This is a genomic window from Saccharomonospora azurea NA-128 (assembly GCF_000231055.2).
In the GTDB taxonomy this organism is placed as follows: Bacteria; Actinomycetota; Actinomycetes; order Mycobacteriales; family Pseudonocardiaceae; genus Saccharomonospora; species Saccharomonospora azurea.
The window spans coordinates 2,216,475-2,234,117 of record NZ_CM001466.1 but is presented as its reverse complement, the minus strand read 5'-3'; the positions used below and the strand labels follow the sequence as shown (position 1 = coordinate 2,234,117).

The window sequence follows — 17,643 nt, the reverse complement described above, 5'->3', positions numbered from 1 at the left end:
TAGGGATGAGATGACAACGCCTTCCGAAAAAGTCGTCGACGCACTGAGGGCGTCGCTCAAGGAGAACAACCGCCTGCGCGAGACGAACCAGCGTCTGCAGGCGGCCGCGCGGGAGCCGATCGCCATCGTCGGCATGGCCTGCCGGTATCCCGGTGACGTGAGCTCGCCCGAGGAGCTGTGGCAACTGCTGGCCGCAGGCGGGGACGCGGTCGCGGGATTCCCCACCGACCGGGGCTGGCCGCTGGAGACGCTCTACCACCCGGACCCCGAGCACCCGGGGACGAGCTACACCCGGGAGGGAGCGTTCGTCCGCGACGCCGGCCAGTTCGATCCGAGCCTGTTCGGGATCTCGCCGCGTGAGGCGTTGGCGATGGACCCGCAGCAGCGGTTGCTGCTGGAGACGTCGTGGGAGGCGTTCGAGCGGGCGGGGATCGATCCGCTGTCGGTGAAGGGCAGCAGGACCGGCGTCTTCGCCGGGACCAACAACCAGGACTACGTGTCGCTGCTGGAGCACGGCCCGGACGAGCTCGAAGGGTTTCTGGGCACCGGGAACGCGGCCGCCGTGCTGTCGGGACGCGTGTCGTACACGTTCGGGCTGGAGGGCCCGGCGGTCACGGTGGACACGGCGTGTTCGTCGTCGCTGGTCGCCCTGCACCTGGCGGTGCAGGCGTTGCGCAACGGCGAGTGCGACATGGCTCTGGCGAGCGGTGTGACGATCATGTCGACGCCCGCCGCGTTCCTCGACTTCAGCAGGCAGCGTGGACTCGCCGAGGACGGCCGGTGCAAGGCGTTCGCGGACGCGGCGGACGGCACCGGCTGGGGCGAGGGTGTCGGTGTGCTGCTGGTGGAGCGGCTGTCGGACGCCCAGCGCAACGGCCACACGGTGCTCGCGGTGGTGCGGGGCTCGGCGGTGAACCAGGACGGCGCGTCCAACGGGCTGACGGCACCGAACGGTCCGTCGCAGCGTCGGGTGATCCGAGCCGCGCTCGCCAACGCCGGGCTTTCGGCGTCCGATGTGGACGTCGTCGAGGCCCACGGTACGGGGACCGCGCTGGGTGATCCGATCGAGGCGCAGGCACTGCTGGCCACATACGGCAAGGACCGGAACCGGCCGTTGTGGTTGGGGTCGGTGAAGTCGAACATCGGTCACACGCAGGCCGCCGCGGGTGTGGCGGGTGTAATCAAGATGGTCATGGCGCTGCGGCACGGTGTGCTGCCGAAGACGTTGCACGTCGACGAGCCGTCGTCGCATGTGGACTGGTCGGCCGGTGCGGTGGAGTTGCTCACCGAGGCGCAGCCCTGGCCTGCCGGTGACACACCACGCCGAGCGGGCGTTTCGTCGTTCGGATTCAGCGGCACCAACGCGCATGCCGTGATCGAGCAGGCTCCGGACTCCCCGGAGCTGCCGGTCGAGCGCGTCGCGCCGTCGATCGTCCCGTGGGTGCTGTCCGGCAAGACCGCGACGGCCCTACGCGCGCAGGCCGAGAAGCTGCGGCCCACCGCCGAGGACGTCGACCCGGTCGACCTGGCGTTCTCCCTGGCCACGACCCGGGCGGCCTTGGACCACCGGGCCGTGGTGCTCGGCGACCTCGACGCGGGGCTCGCCGCGCTGGCCGAGGGCACGTCGTCGCCGAACGTCGTCACAGGTGTGGCGACTCGGGGCAGGACCGCGTTCCTGTTCACCGGCCAGGGTGCGCAGCGGATCGGTATGGGGCGTGAGTTGTATGCCGAGTTCCCCGTCTTTGCCGAGGCTTTTGATGCGGCGTGTGAGCTGCTGAACCCCCGCTTGCGTGAGGTGATCGAGGGTGACGAGCAAGAGCTGAATCAGACGGAGTTCGCTCAGGCCGCGTTGTTCGCGGTCGAGGTGGCGCTGTTCCGGCTCCTCGAATCGTGGGGTGTCCGGCCGGACTTCCTGATGGGGCATTCGATCGGTGAGATCGCTGCCGCTCATGTTGCCGGTGTGTTGTCGTTGGAAGACGCGTGCACGCTGGTCGCGGCGCGGGGTCGTTTGATGCAGGCTCTGCCTGCCGGTGGGGCGATGGTGGCCGTCGAGGCCACTGAAGACGAGTTCGAGCCGACCGACGAGTTCGGGATTGCCGCGATCAACGGCCCGAGCTCCGTGGTGATCTCTGGTGTCGAGTCGGCTGTTCTCGCCGTGGCGGAGGACTTCGCAGCTCGGGGTCGCAAGACCAAGCGGCTCGCTGTCAGTCATGCTTTCCATTCGCCGTTGATGGAGCCGATGCTCGCCGAGTTCCGCGAGGTCCTCGGCGGGCTTGTGTTCCAGCAGCCGCGGATTCCGGTGGTGTCGAACCTGACCGGCGAGCTGTCGAATGATCTGGCTTCGCCGGAGTATTGGGTGTCGCATGTGCGGGAGGCGGTGCGTTTCGCCGATGGCGTCGTCACTCTCGCTGCGCAGGGTGTGAGCAACTTCGTCGAGCTCGGTCCTGACGGTGTGTTGTCGGGGATGGCGCAGCAGTCGGTGTCCGACGGTCTGTTCGTTCCGGTGCTGCGGGGCGACCGGCCCGAGGTCCGCACCGCGCTGAGTGCCCTGGCCGCGATGTACACCCGTGGTGTCGCTGTCGACTGGACGGCCCTGGTCCAGGGCGGCCGGATCGACCTGCCCGCCTACGCCTTCCAGCGTCAGCAGTTCTGGTTCGAGGGCGCCACCTGGGGCAGGCAGCGGCACACGGACGCCGCTGGCCGCCGCTACACGCTCGACTGGCAGCCGGTGACACCCGGTGCGCCGAACCTGGACGGCCGCTGGCTGCTGGTCCTGCCCGAAGGGTGCGACGAGCCCGGCCTGCTCACGATCTTCGCCGACGTCGAGGTCCTCCACGGCGTCGACGACCTCGACCGCGTGGCACAGCAGCGTTTCCGGGGCGTGGTGTCGCTGCTCGACGCGGTGGGCACGCTCCGGCTCCTGCAGAGCGGGCCGTCGGCACCGGTGTGGGCGGTGACCCGGCAGGCGGTGTCCACGGGCGCAGGCGACCGGGTGGAGCGGCCGGAGCACGCGGCGGTGTGGGGGCTCGGGCGGGTCGCCGCCCTCGAACATCCCGACCGCTGGGGTGGGCTCCTCGACCTGCCCGCGCAGCTCGACCGACACACGCTCGACCACGTCGCCGCGGTGCTCACCGGGTCCGAGGATCAGGTGGCGATCCGCGCGAACGGGGTGTTCGCCCGCCGACTCGTCCGGGCCGGGGCGAACGCCGCTCCCTGGGAGCCCACCGGCACGATCCTGATTACGGGCGGAACCGGGGCGCTCGGTGCGCGCGTGGCCCGCTGGGCCGCCGCTCACGGGGCCACGCGAGTCGTGCTCGCCAGCCGTGGTGGTGAGGCGCCCGAGCTCGACGCGGAGCTGCGCGACCTCGGTGCCGAGGTGTCGATCGTGGCGTGCGACGTCACCGACCGCGAGGCGCTCGCCGCGCTCGTCGACCACGCGAACTCCGACGAGCACCCGCTGACCGCTGTGGTCCACACCGCGGGTGTGCTGGACGACGGCGTGCTCGAACACATGTCGGCGGAGCAGTTCACCGGCGTGCTCGGTGCGAAGGCCGACGCGGCGCTGTGGTTGCACGAACTGACCCGCGACCTCGACCTCACGGCGTTCGTGCTGTTCTCCGCCTTCGCCGGCACGGTCGGCAGCGCGGGGCAGGGCAACTACGCGGCCGCGAACGCCGTGCTCGACGCCCTCGCCGAGCAGCGCGTCGCCGACGGCCTGCCCGCCGCCTCGATCTCGTGGGGCCCGTGGGCGGGTGGCGGCATGGCCGAGCGCGCCGCCGGCAGCCTGGCCGAGCTCGGACTGCCCGCCCTGAACCCGGACACGGCCGTGGCCGAACTGGCCCGCGTCGCCACCGGCGGCGACGCGGTGACGGTGGTGGCCGACGTGGACTGGTCCCGGTTCGCTCCGGCGTTCCAGTCGGCCCGCACGAGCCCACTGCTGAGCGTGCTCGCGCCCGCGCCCGCGGACGACGAACCCACCGGACTCGCCGCCGAGCTCGCCGGGCTCGGCCGGAGCGAGCAGGAAAACCTCGTGGTGGAGTTCGTCCGCCGCGAGGCCGCCGCGGTGTTGGGGTACGCGGGCCCGGAGGCCGTCGAACGCTCCCACGCGTTCCGCGAACTCGGATTCGACTCGCTCACCGCAGTGGAGCTGCGCAACCGGCTGGCGGCCGAGACCGGCCTGACGTTGCCCAGCAGTCTGGTCTTCGACTACCCGAACCCCGACGCGCTGGCCGGATACCTGCTCGACGAGTTGCTCGGCACGCAGGACGCCGCACCGGTGGTGGCCGCGCACGACAGCACCGACGAGCCGATCGCCATCGTCTCCATGGCGTGCCGGTTCCCGGGCGGGGTGCGGACTCCGGAGGACTTCTGGCGGCTGATGGTGTCCGGCACGGACGCGGTCGGGGGCTTCCCGACCGACCGCGGCTGGGACGTCGACGCCCGCCTTTCCACCAGGCAGGGCGCGTTCCTCGAAGACGTGGCGGGTTTCGAGCCGCGCTTCTTCGGCATCTCGCCGCGCGAGGCCCTGGCGATGGACCCGCAGCAGCGGTTGCTGCTGGAAAGCTCGTACGAGGCCATCGAACGCTCGCGCATCGCGGTGGACTCGCTGCGCGGCAAGCCGGTCGGCGTGTTCGTCGGCACCAACGGGCAGGACTACGTCGCCCTGGTCGACCAGGGCGGGCCGGAGACCGACGGCTACCTCGGCACCGGCAACTCCGCGAGCGTGATGTCCGGTCGGGTCGCCTACACGTTCGGGTTGGAGGGCCCGGCCGTCACGGTGGACACGGCGTGCTCGTCGTCGCTGGTGGCGCTGCATCTCGCGGTGCAGGCCCTGCGCAACGGCGAGTGTGAACTGGCGCTGGTCGGTGGTGTGACGGTGATGTCCACACCGAGCGCGTTCGTCGAGTTCAGCACGCAGGGCGGGTTGGCCGCCGACGGCCGCTGCAAGCCCTTCGCCGCCGCCGCGGACGGCACCGGCTGGGGCGAGGGCGTGGGCATGCTGCTGGTGGAGCGGCTGTCCGACGCCCAACGCAACGGCCGCACCATCCTGGCCGTGGTCCGGGGCAGCGCGATCAACCAGGACGGCGCGTCCAACGGATTCACGGCCCCGAACGGCCCCGCGCAGCAGCGGGTAATCCGGCAGGCGCTGGCCAACGCGGGAGTACAGCCGTCCGATGTGGACGCCGTCGAGGCGCACGGCACCGGTACCGCGCTGGGCGACCCGATCGAGGCGCAGGCACTGCTGGCCACATACGGCAAGGACCGGAACCGGCCGTTGTGGCTGGGGTCGGTGAAGTCGAACATCGGTCACACGCAGGCCGCGGCGGGTGTCGCGGGCGTGATGAAGATGGTGCTCGCGCTGCAGCACGACACGCTGCCGCCCTCGTTGCACTTCGACGAGCCGAGCCCGCACATCGACTGGTCGTCGCGCACGATGGACGTCGTCCGCGAAGCCCTGCCGTGGCGTCGGGGCGACCGGCCGCGCCGGGCGGGTGTGTCGTCGTTCGGGCTGAGCGGCACCAACGCGCACGCGGTGCTCGAAGAGGCACCGGCGACGGAGCCCGTGCCCGCGCGCACCACGCCGAGCGCGCACGGTGTGCTCGCGTGGCCCCTGTCCGGCGCGACCGAGGAGGGACTGCGGGCCCAGGCGAGGCAGCTGCGCGACGCCGTCGACGAGTCCACCGACCCGGCCGACGTGGGATTCTCGTTGGCCACGACCCGATCGGCGCTGACCCAACGGGCCGTCGTGCTGGGCCACGACCGGGAGGACCTGCTCGCCGGGCTCGCCGCGCTGGCGGACGGGCGATCCTCGGCGCAGGTGGTCGGCGGCACGCCCGTGACGGGTGGGCTCGCGTTCCTGTTCACCGGCCAGGGCGCACAACGCGTGGGCATGGGCCGCGAGCTGTACGAGCGGTTCCCCGTGTTCGCCGAGGCGTTCGACGCCGTCTGCGCCCACGTCGACCTGCCACTGCGGGACATCGTGTTCGCGCACGCGGACCCCGAGGGCCGACTCGACCAGACCGACTGCACTCAGGTGGCGCTGTTCGCCGTCGAGGTCGCGTTGTTCCGGCTGCTCACCTCGTTCGGTGTGCGCCCGGACGTCCTGGTCGGGCACTCCGTGGGGGAGATCGCGGCCGCGCACGTCGCCGGTGTGTTGTCCCTGCAGGACGCGTGCACGCTCGTGACGGCCCGGGGCCGCCTGATGCAGGCGCTGCCCGAGGGCGGGGCGATGATCGCCGTCGAGGCGACCGAGGACGAGATCGAGACCACCGACCAGGTCGACATCGCCGCGATCAACGGGCCGAGGTCGGTGGTGCTCTCCGGCTCCGAGGCCGCCGTCGTCGCCGTGGCCGAGCGGTTCTCCGCGGCGGGGAGGAAGACCCGACGCCTGCGCGTGAGCCACGCGTTCCACTCGCCGCTCATGGAACCGATGCTGGCCGAGTTCGCCGAGGTTCTGCGCGGCCTCGACTTCGCCGCACCGTCGATCCCGATCGTGTCCAACGTGACCGGCTCGCAGGCCGTGGACCTGGGCCCGGACTACTGGGTCCGGCACGTGCGTCACGCGGTCCGCTTCGCCGACGGGGTCGCCGTGCTGAAGGAGCGCGGGGTCCGCACGGTGGTCGAGCTCGGCCCGGACGGCGTGCTGTCCGCGATGGCGCAGGACACCCTGCCGGAGGCCGAGTACCTGCCGGTGCTGCGCAAGGACCGCGCCGAGGAGACGTCGCTGTTCACGGCGCTGGCCGGACTGCACGTCCGGGGCGTGCCGCTCGACTGGGACGCCGTGTTCCCCGGCGCCCGCGCCGTGGACCTGCCGACGTACGCGTTCCAGCGGGAGCGCTACTGGCTCGACACTCCCGCCCAGGCGGGGCAGGCCGCGCCCGTCGACGCCGAGTTCTGGGCCGCCGTCGAGCGCGCCGACGTGGAGTCGTTGGCCGCGGCGTTGCGGATCCGCGGTGAGGACCACGAACCGTTGCGGGCGCTGCTGCCGTCGCTGTCGGCGTGGCACCGGCGCCGTGCCGACGCCGCCGCCGTCTCCGGCTGGCGGTACCGGGTCGACTGGGAGCCGTACTCGGGCAGCACCGGTGTTCCCGAGGGATCGTGGCTGGTCGTGGCGCGTCGAGCCGAACAGGCCGACGCGATCGTCGCCGCTCTGCCGGACGCCGACGTGCTCGTGCTCGACGACGTCGAGCGGGCCTCGCTGGCCGCGCGGCTCGCGGAGCACACGCCGGACGGTGTGGTGTCGCTGCTGGACGCGGCCGACACGCTCGTGCTGCTCCAGGCGGTCGCCGACTCCGAGGTCGCCACCCGGGTGTGGGCCATCACCCGCGACGCGGTGTCCGTCGCGCCGGACGAGGCGCCGGACCCCGAGGCCGCGCAGGTGTGGGGGCTCGCCCGGGTCGCCGCGCTCGAACTGCCCTCGCTGTGGGGCGGCGTCGTCGACCTTCCCGCGACGGCGGACGCCGACCTGGTCGCCACGGCGGTCTCGTTGCTGTCCGGCGGCGAGGACCAGGTGGCCGTTCGCGCCCGGGGAATCCGGGTCCGCAGGCTGGTCCCCGCCCCGCGCACGGGCACGGCGCCCGAACCGCGACCGTGGGGCACGACCCTGATCACCGGGGGCACCGGGGCGCTGGGCGCGCACGTCGCCCGGTGGCTCGCCCGCAACGGCACCGAACACCTGGTGCTGTGCAGCCGACGTGGCGCGGAGGCCGACGGCGCGGCCGAGCTCGTCGACGAGCTGCGTGGCCTCGGCAGCGACGTCACGGTCGTCGCGTGTGACGTCGCCGACCGCGACGCCGTCGAGCGGATGCTGTCGTCGTTGTCGGACGACGGTGCCCCCGTGCAGGCGGTGGTGCACGCCGCCGGCGCCGCGCAGGTCACTCCGTTGACCGACATCGGCCCGGCCGAGTTCGCCGAGGTCGTGGCCGCGAAGGTGCTCGGCGCGCGCCACCTGCACGAGCTCACCGAGGACCTGTCCGCGTTCGTGGTGTTCTCCTCGATCGCCGCGACGTGGGGCAGCGGCGGGCAGAGCGCCTACGCCGTGGCCAACGCCTATCTCGACGCGCTGGTCGAACGGCGCCGCGCGCACGGCCTCGCCGGAACGGCCATCGCGTGGGGTCCGTGGGCGGGCGGCGGCATGGCCGCGGGTGAGGCGGAGGACCAGCTCCGCCGGATCGGTCTGTCCGCGCTCGCCCCGGAGCGCGCGCTGGCCGCGCTGGCGACGGCCGAGGAACACGGCGACGTCACCGTCACCGTGGCCGACGTGGACTGGGCCACCTTCGCACCCGTGTTCACCGCGCACCGGCCGAGTCCGCTGCTCTCGACCATCCCGGAGGCGCGGGTCGAGGAGCCTGTGCACGCGGAGTCGAGCCCGGACTCCGACCTCGCGCGCGACCTGCGTGCGATGTCCGAGACCGCGCGCGAGACGTTCCTGCTCGACCTGGTGCGCTCGGAAGGGGCCGCCGTCCTCGGCTACCCCGATCCCCACGCCATCGGGACCGAGGCGCCGTTCCGCGACCTGGGCTTCGATTCGCTCACCGCGGTCGAGCTGCGCAACCGGCTCTCCGAGGCGACGGGCCTCACGCTGAGCGCGACGCTGGTGTTCGACTACCCGACGCCCACCGCGCTGGCCGGGTACCTGCGGGACGAACTCCTCGGCACGCAGGTCGTCGTCAGCGAGCAGCCGCAGCGCACCGGGGCCAGTGACGAACCCATCGCGATCGTGGGCATCGGCTGCCGGTTCCCCGGCGGCGTGGACTCACCGGACGACTTCTGGGAGCTCGTGCAGTCCGGACGGGACGCGATCTCCGGCTTCCCCTCCGACCGGGGGTGGAAGGTCGAGGGCGAGTTCGTCTGCGAAGGCGGTTTCCTCCACGACGCCGCGGCGTTCGACGCCGAATTCTTCGGCATCTCGCCGCGTGAGGCGTTGGCGATGGACCCGCAGCAGCGGCTGCTGCTGGAGACCTCCTGGGAGGCGTTCGAACACGCCGGGATCGACATCACCACCGCGCGGGGAAGCCGCACGGGCGTGTTCGTCGGTGCCGGTCCCCAGGGATACGCCGCCGGTGTCGACGACCTCCCGGAATCCGTCGAAGCGCACCTGATGATCGGCACCACGCCCAGCGTCGTGTCCGGTCGGGTCGCGTACACGTTCGGTCTCGAAGGCCCCGCGGTCACGGTCGACACCGCGTGTTCGTCCTCGCTGGTGGCGCTGCACTGGGCGGCGCAGGCGCTGCGCCAGGGAGAGTGCGACATGGCCCTGGCGGGCGGCGTGACGATCATGTCGACGCCCACCGCCTTCGAAGGCTTCAGCGCGCAGGGCGGCCTCGCTTCCGACGGTCGGTGCAAGGCGTTCGCGGACGACGCGGACGGCACCGGCTGGGGTGAGGGCGCCGGTGTGTTGCTGGTGGAACGGCTGTCGGACGCGCAGCGCAAGGGACACCGGGTCCTGGCGGTCATGCGCGGGAGCGCGGTGAACCAGGACGGTGCGTCCAACGGCCTCACCGCACCGAACGGTCCGTCGCAGCAGCGGGTGATCCGCGACGCGCTCACCAGCGCCGGTCTGACTCCGTCCGATGTGGACGCCGTCGAGGCGCACGGCACCGGTACGGCGCTGGGTGACCCGATCGAGGCGCAGGCGCTGCTGGCCACCTACGGCAAGGACCGCGACCGGCCGCTCTGGCTGGGCTCGGTGAAGTCGAACATCGGGCACACGCAGGCCGCCGCGGGCGTCGCGGGCGTGATCAAGATGGTGCTGGCCATGGGGCACGGCCTGCTGCCGAGCACCCTGCACGCCGAGCGGTCGACCTCCCGGATCGACTGGGACTCCGGCCCGTTGTCACTGCTGACCGAACCCCGGCCGTGGGGGGAGGACGGACGTCCCCGGCGAGCGGCGGTCTCGTCGTTCGGTGTGAGCGGCACCAACGCCCACGTGATCCTCGAACAGGCGGGGACGCCGGCGACGCCGGAGACGGCCGAGCGGGCCCCGGTGCCCTCGGTGGTGCCGTGGGTGCTGTCGGCCAAGACCGAGGCCGCGCTGCGTGCTCAGGCGGCGCGGCTGCTGCCGCTCGCGAACACCGCCCGGGTCGAGGACGTCGCGTTCTCCCTCGCCACCAGCCGCGCGGCTCTGCCCGAGCAGGCGGTTGTGCTGGGGCACGACCGCGCCGAGCTCGTCCACGCGCTCGAAGCCCTGGCCGACGGCGCATCGTCGGCCGACGTGGTCCGCGGAACCGTCGGCGCGGGGAAGACGGCGTTCCTGTTCACGGGCCAGGGTGCGCAGCGGGTGGGCATGGGGCGTGAGCTGTATGGCGAGTTCCCGGTGTTCGCTGAGGCGTTTGATGCGGCGTGTGAGCTGTTGCATCCGCGTTTGCGTGAGGTGATCGAGGGTGACGAGCAAGAGCTGAATCAGACGGAGTTCGCGCAGGCTGCGTTGTTCGCGGTCGAGGTGGCGTTGTTCCGGCTGCTGGAGTCGTGGGGTGTGCGCCCCGATTTCCTGATGGGGCATTCGATCGGTGAGATCGCTGCCGCTCATGTTGCCGGTGTGTTGTCGTTGGAAGATGCGTGCACGCTGGTGGCCGCTCGTGGGCGTTTGATGCAGGCTCTGCCTGCTGGTGGGGCGATGGTGGCGATCGAGGGCACTGAAGACGAGTTCGAGCCGACCGACGAGTTCGGGATTGCCGCGATCAACGGCCCGAGCTCCGTGGTGATCTCTGGTGTCGAGTCGGCTGTGCTTGCGGTGGCGGAGGAGTTCTCTGCTCGGGGTCGTAAGACGAAGCGGCTCGCTGTCAGTCATGCGTTCCATTCGCCGTTGATGGAGCCGATGCTGGACGAGTTCCGCGAGGTCCTTGGCGGGCTTGTGTTCCAGCAGCCGCGGATTCCGGTGGTGTCGAACCTGACCGGCGAGCTGTCGAACGACCTGGCTTCGCCGGAGTACTGGGTCTCGCACGTGCGGGAAGCGGTGCGCTTCGCCGACGGCGTCACCACCCTGGCTGCGCAGGGTGTGAGCAACTTCGTCGAGCTCGGTCCTGACGGTGTGTTGTCGGGGATGGCGCAGCAGTCGGTGTCCGAGGGTCTGTTCGTGCCGGTGCTGCGGGGCGACCGTCCCGAGGTGCGCACGGCGATCGGCGCGTTGGCCGCGATGCACTGCCGTGGCGTTGCCGTCGACTGGACCACGCTGGTCCAGGGCACCCGTATCGACCTGCCCACCTACGCCTTCCAACGCGAACGGTACTGGCTGAGCGGCTCCGAGCCGGCCGCCACCGAACTGTCGGATGTGGACGCCCGCTTCTGGGACGCGGTCGAGCGGGAGGACCTCGAATCCCTGTCCGCTTCGCTGCGGGTCGATCAGCGGGTGCTCGCGGACGTGCTGCCCGCGTTGTCGGCGTGGCGCCGCAGCGCGTCGCTGCAGTCGTGGCAGTACCGCATCTCGTGGCGCCCGGTGCGGCTGCCCGAGCCGCGCCCGCAGGGCGACTGGCTGATCGTGGTGCCCAGCGGACCCGCGGACGACCACCTGCTGTCCGTGTTCGGTGAGCGAGCCACGGTCGTCGAGAGCGCCGACCGGCAGACCCTCGCCACTCGCTTGCGGGAGGTCGACGAAGCGCCGAAGGCGGTGGTGTCGCTCCTGACCGACGTGGTCGACCTCCTCGCGCTCGTCCAGGCCGTGGGTGACGCGCAGATCGAGGCGCGGGTCTGGGCCGTCACGCGCGGAGCCGTGTCGACCGGTCCGGGGGAGCGCGTCGACGATCCCGCCCAGGCCCAGCTCTGGGGCTTCGGCCGGGTGGCTGCGCTGGAGCAGCCGGACCGCTGGGGCGGTCTGATCGACCTGCCGGTCGACGCCGACGCGGGGACGTGCGCGCGGATGCTCGGGGTGCTGGAAGCGGACGAGGACCAGGTCGCCGTCCGGCGGTCCGGGGTGTTCGCCCGCCGGTTGGTGCGGGTGACCGAACCGGTGGAGAGCCCGTGGCAGCCTCGCGGCACGGTGTTGATCACCGGCGGGACGGGAGCGCTCGGCGGCCACGTCGCGCGCTGGGCCGCGGCCAACGGGGCCGAACACCTCGTGCTGGTGAGCCGTCGCGGGCCTGCCGCGGAGGGCGCCGAGGCGTTGACCGCGGCACTGCGGGAGCTCGGTGCCGAGGTGAGCGTCGTGGCGTGCGACCTCACCGACCGCGAGGCCGTCGCGGAGCTGGTCCGTGACACACCGCCCTCGGCGGTCGTGCATGCGGCCGGCGTGCTGGACGACGGTGTCATCGAGGGGCTGACCCCCGATCGCGTCCGAGGGGTGCTGCGGGCGAAGGTCGACGGGGCGACTCTGCTGCACGAGCTGACGGGCGACCTCGACGCGTTCGTGGTGTTCTCCGCGTTCGCCGGTGCGATCGGCAGCGCCGGTCAGGCGAGCTACGCGGCGGCCAACGCCCACCTCGACGCGTTGATCGAGCAGCGGCGGGCGGACGGCCTGCCGGGAACGGCCATCGCGTGGGGCCCGTGGGCGGGCGAGGGCATGGCCGCGGGTGTCGCCGACGACCTCGCGGCCCTGGGCCTGCCGGCTCTCGACCCCGGCAGCGCGGTGCAGGCCCTGGCCGACGCCGTCGGGTCGACGCATCCCGCGCTCGTCGTGGCCGACGTGGACTGGCCGAGGTTCGGCCCGCTGCTCGGCGGTCGGCTCCTGGCGGAGCTGCCGGATGCGGCGGTGGCCGAACCAGCTCGACGTGAGCCTGCGCCGGACTCGCTCGCCGGTGCCGTGGCCGGGTTGTCCCGGCAGCAGCAGGAAGCACGCGTTCTGGAGGTCGTCCGCGCCGAAGCGGCGACCGTGCTCGGTTATCCGGGGCCGGAGTCGGTGACGAGCGATCGCGCGTTCCGGGAGCTCGGCTTCGACTCGCTCACCGCGGTGGAGCTGCGCAACGCCCTGGGCACCGTCACCGGACTGTCGTTGCCGAGCAGCCTGGTGTTCGACTACCCGACACCCGCCGCGCTCGCCGCCTGGTTGTGCGACGAACTCGTCGGTGCGGACCGGACCACGACGGAGACCGTGGTGCAGGCCGCGCGCGTCGAGGAGCCGATCGCGATCGTCGGTATCGGGTGCCGCTTCCCCGGCGGGGTGTCGACACCGGAGCAGTTCTGGCAGCTGCTCTCCGACGGCGTGGACGCGATGACGGGATTCCCCACCGACCGCGGCTGGGACCTCGACCACCGCGGCGGCGGGTACGTCGACCAGGGCGGCTTCCTGCACGACGCCGGTCACTTCGACCCGGCGTTCTTCGGCATCTCGCCGCGTGAGGCCACGGCCATGGACCCGCAGCAGCGGTTGCTGCTGGAGACGTCGTGGGAGACGTTCGAGCGGGCGGGCATCGACCCGGTGTCGTTGCGGGGCAGCCGGACCGGGGTGTTCGTCGGGTCGAACGGCCAGGACTACCTCACGCTGCTGCTGGAGTCCACCGACGACTTCGGCGGGCACCGTGGCACGGGCAACTCGGCGAGTGTGATGTCCGGTCGCGTGTCGTACACGTTCGGGCTGGAGGGTCCGGCGGTCACGGTGGACACGGCGTGCTCGTCGTCGCTGGTCGCCCTGCACCTGGCGACCCAGGCCCTGCTCACGGGCGAGTGCAACCTCGCGCTGGTCGGTGGGGTCAGCGTCATGGCGACCCCGGGTGCGTTCGTCGAGTTCGGCGCCCAGAGCGGCCTGGCCTCGGACGGTCGGTGCAAGGCGTTCGCCGAGGCCGCCGACGGCACCGGCTGGGGCGAGGGTGTGGGCATGCTCCTGGTGGAGCGGCTGTCCGACGCCCAGCGCAACGGGCACGAAGTCCTGGCGGTGGTGCGGGGCAGTGCGGTGAACCAGGACGGCGCGTCCAACGGTCTGACCGCGCCGAACGGTCCGTCGCAGCGCCGGGTGATCCAGGCCGCGCTGGCGAACGCCGGGCTGCGGCCCGCGGAGGTCGACGCGGTGGAGGCGCACGGTACGGGGACCGCGTTGGGTGACCCGATCGAGGCCCAGGCGTTGCTGGCGACCTACGGCCAGGATCGCGACCGGCCGTTGTGGCTGGGCTCGGTGAAGTCCAACATCGGTCACACGCAGGCCGCCGCGGGTGTCGCGGGCATCATCAAGATGGTCATGGCGATGCGCCACGGTGTGTTGCCGAAGACGTTGCACGTCGACGAGCCGTCGTCGCATGTGGACTGGTCGTCCGGTGCGGTGGAGCTGCTCACCGAGCCACAGCCGTGGAAACCCGGCGACACGCCCCGACGAGCCGCGGTGTCGTCGTTCGGCATCAGCGGCACCAACGCACACACCATCATCGAGGAGGCACCGAGAACCGAGTCCACGCCGGTGACGCCGACCAGGCCGTCCCTGGTCCCGTGGGTGCTGTCCGGCAAGAGCGAGGCCGCACTCCGCGCCCGCGCGACCGAGTTGGCGACGTTCGTCGCCGCCACCGGCCCGGACGTCACGGACGTCGCCTACTCGCTGGCGACCACGCGGTCCTCCATGGACCACCGCGCGGTCGTGTTCGGCACGGACCGGGCGGAGCTGCTCACCGCCCTGGACACGGTCGCGAACGGCGGCTCGGCTCCCGCGGTCGTGCGCGGTGTGACGGGCGACGGGCGGATCGCGTTCCTGTTCACCGGGCAGGGTGCGCAGCGGGCCGGCATGAGCCGTGAGCTGTACACCGAGTTCCCCGTGTTCGCCGAGGCGCTCGACGCCGCGTGTGCGCACCTCGACGAGCTGCTCGACCTGCCGTTGCGCGAGGTGATGCTCACCGAGCCGGAGCTGCTCGACCGGACCGGGTACGCGCAGCCCGCACTGTTCGCGGTCGAGGTGGCGCTGTTCCGGCTGCTCGAATCGTGGGGAGTCCGCCCGGACTACCTGCTCGGGCATTCCATCGGCGAGATCGCCGCCGCGCACGTCGCGGGCGTGTTCTCGCTGGCCGACGCGTGCGCGCTCGTGGCCGCGCGGGGCCGGTTGATGCAGGCCCTGCCGACCGGCGGGGCGATGGTGGCCGTCGAGGCCACCGAGGACGAGGTCCAGGTGCAGCTCAAGGAGGCGGCGGGCGAGGTCGACATCGCCGCGGTGAACGGCCCGCGTTCGGTGGTCGTCTCCGGCGAGGAGAAGGCCGCCCTGGCCGTCGCCGAGGTGTTCACCGCGCAGGGCCGCAAGACCAAGCGCCTGACCGTCAGCCACGCGTTCCACTCCCCGCTGATGGAACCGATGCTGGCCGAGTTCGCGGAGACCCTCCGCGGCATCGAGTTCCGCGAGCCCGAGATCCCCGTGGTGTCCAACGTGACGGGGCAACGCGCGACCGACCTGGCGTCGCCGGAGTATTGGGTGACGCACGTGCGCCGGGCCGTGCGGTTCTGCGACGGTGTGCGCACCCTGGCCGACGACGGCGTGACGGTGTTCGTGGAACTCGGCCCCGACGGGGTGCTGACCGCGCTGGCACAGGAATGTCTGCCCCACCTGGACGCGGTGTTCGTGCCCACGATGCGGGCGGGCAAGCCGGAACCCCGCACCGTGCTCGCCGCCCTCGGCACCCTCTACGCGAGCGGAGTCGCCGTCGACTGGACGACGCTGGTCAGCGGTAACCGGGTCGACCTGCCCACGTATCCGTTCCAGCGGGAGCGGTACTGGGTGTCCGCCGTGCTGCGTTCCGAGGAGGTCGACGACCGGCAGTTCTGGGAGGCAGTGGAGAGCGAGGACCTGGCGTCGTTGTCGACGGTGCTGTCGGTGGACCCGGACCAACCACTGAGCAGCGTGCTGCCGTCCCTGTCGGCGTGGCGGCGCCGACGGCGGGAGTTGTCGGTGATCGACGACTGGCGCTATCAGATCACCTGGCAGCCCGTGTCCGTCCCCGCGGGCCGTCCCGACGGCCGCTGGCTGGTCGTCTCGCCCGACGGCTCCGGCGCGTCGCTCGCGGCCGCGCTGGACGCGGAACTGGTGACCGACTGGAGCGAACGATCGGCCGACCCGGACGGGGTGGTGTCGTTCCTCGACGCCGCCGCCACCCTGGAGCTGGTGCAGGCGGTGATCGGCTCGGACACCAAGGTCTGGGCCGTCACCCGGGGAGCGGTCTCGACCGGACCCGACGACCGGCTCACCTCGCCCGAACAGGCCGAGGTGTGGGGCCTGGCGAGGGTCGTGGCCCTGGAACATCCCGAGGTCTGGGGCGGTATCGTCGACGCGGGCGAGCAGACGGACGCCGTCCTCGCCGTCCTCGCCGACGGCACCGAGGACCAGGTCGCGGTGCGCGACACGGGAGTGTTCGGCCGACGCTTGGTGCCCGCGCCGAAACCCGCGCCCGGCGACTGGTCGTTCTCCGGGACCGCGCTGGTCACCGGCGGAACGGGCGCACTCGGGTCGCAGGTCGCGCGCTGGTTGGCGGGGCGCGGCGTCGGACACCTCGTCCTCGTCAGCCGCCGTGGTGCGGACTCGCCGGGTGCCGCGGAGCTCGCGGACGAGCTGCGTGAGCTGGGCACCGAGGTCACCCTGGCGGCGTGTGACGTCGCCGACCCGGACGCGACCGCCCGGCTGGTGGCGCGACTGCCCGAGCTGTCGGTCGTCGTCCACGCGGCAGGGGTCGCGCAGTCGACACCCTTGGTGGAATGCACCGCCGAAGAATTCGAGAACGTCATGTCCGGAAAGGTCGCGGGTGCGAGGAATCTGCACGAGGCGACGAAGGAATTGCCGTTGTCGGCATTCATCGTGTTCTCCTCGATCGCCGCGACCTGGGGCAGCGGTGGGCAATGCGGATATGCGGCGGGGAATGCATTCCTCGATGCGTTGATCGAGCAGCGGCGGGCCGCCGGGCTCGTGGGCACGTCCGTGGCCTGGGGTCCGTGGTCCGGTGGCGGCATGGCCGAGGGCGACGCGGGCCAGGAGCTCGCCAAGCGTGGACTCGCGGCCCTGCCGCCCGAGCGCGCGTTGGCCGCGCTCGGCGCGGCGCACGGCGATGCGACCGTGACGGTCGCCGACGTGAACTGGGAGACGTTCACGCAGGTGTTCACCGCGCGTCGCCCCAGCCCGCTGCTGCGCACGATCCCGGCGGCGCAGCGGGCCGACGACGACGCGCACCGGCAGGCCGACACCGATGCGGGCACGGACTTGCGGCAGCAGCTCGCCGCCACGCACCCGCCCGCGCGACGGCAGCTCCTGCTCGACCTGGTGCGCGAGACGGCGGCGTCGGTCCTCGGCTACAGCGGGCCGGAGCTCATCGAGGTGGGGCAGGCCTTCCGTGAGCTCGGCTTCGACTCGCTGACCGCCGTGGAACTGCGCAACCAGCTGCGGGCCGCCACCGGTCTGTCGTTGCCCGCCACTCTGGTCTTCGACTACCCGAAGCCCGGGGTGCTCGCCGACCACCTGCTCGACCAGTTGGCCCCGGCCGGAGCGAGCGGCGCCGAGGCCGTGTTCGACCAGCTCGATTCCGTGGTCGCCGAATTGGCCGACGACCCGGACTCGGTCGACGCGGCGGTGGTCCGGCTCAAAGCCGCATTGGCGCGACTGACCGCCGGTGACGCCGAGCGGGAGGAAGTGGACGTGACCGACCGGCTCGATTCGGCGACGGACGACGAGATCTTCGAGTTCATCAACAAGGAGCTCGGCGCGCCTTGACAGGAGAATTCACAAGAGAATAGTGGGACGAGTCATTCCGTGTTCAGGTGGCG

General features: G+C 72.1%; 1 protein-coding gene. It reads left to right on the top strand.

The window, feature by feature from the left end:
* Nucleotides 1–10: 10 nt before the first annotated feature.
* Nucleotides 11–17,590 carry a type I polyketide synthase gene (locus SACAZDRAFT_RS09955; RefSeq protein ID WP_005441172.1) on the top strand — a complete coding sequence of 5,860 codons (17,580 nt, stop codon included), beginning with the start codon at nt 11–13 and terminating at the stop codon, nt 17,588–17,590.
* Nucleotides 17,591–17,643: the final 53 nt, after the last annotated feature.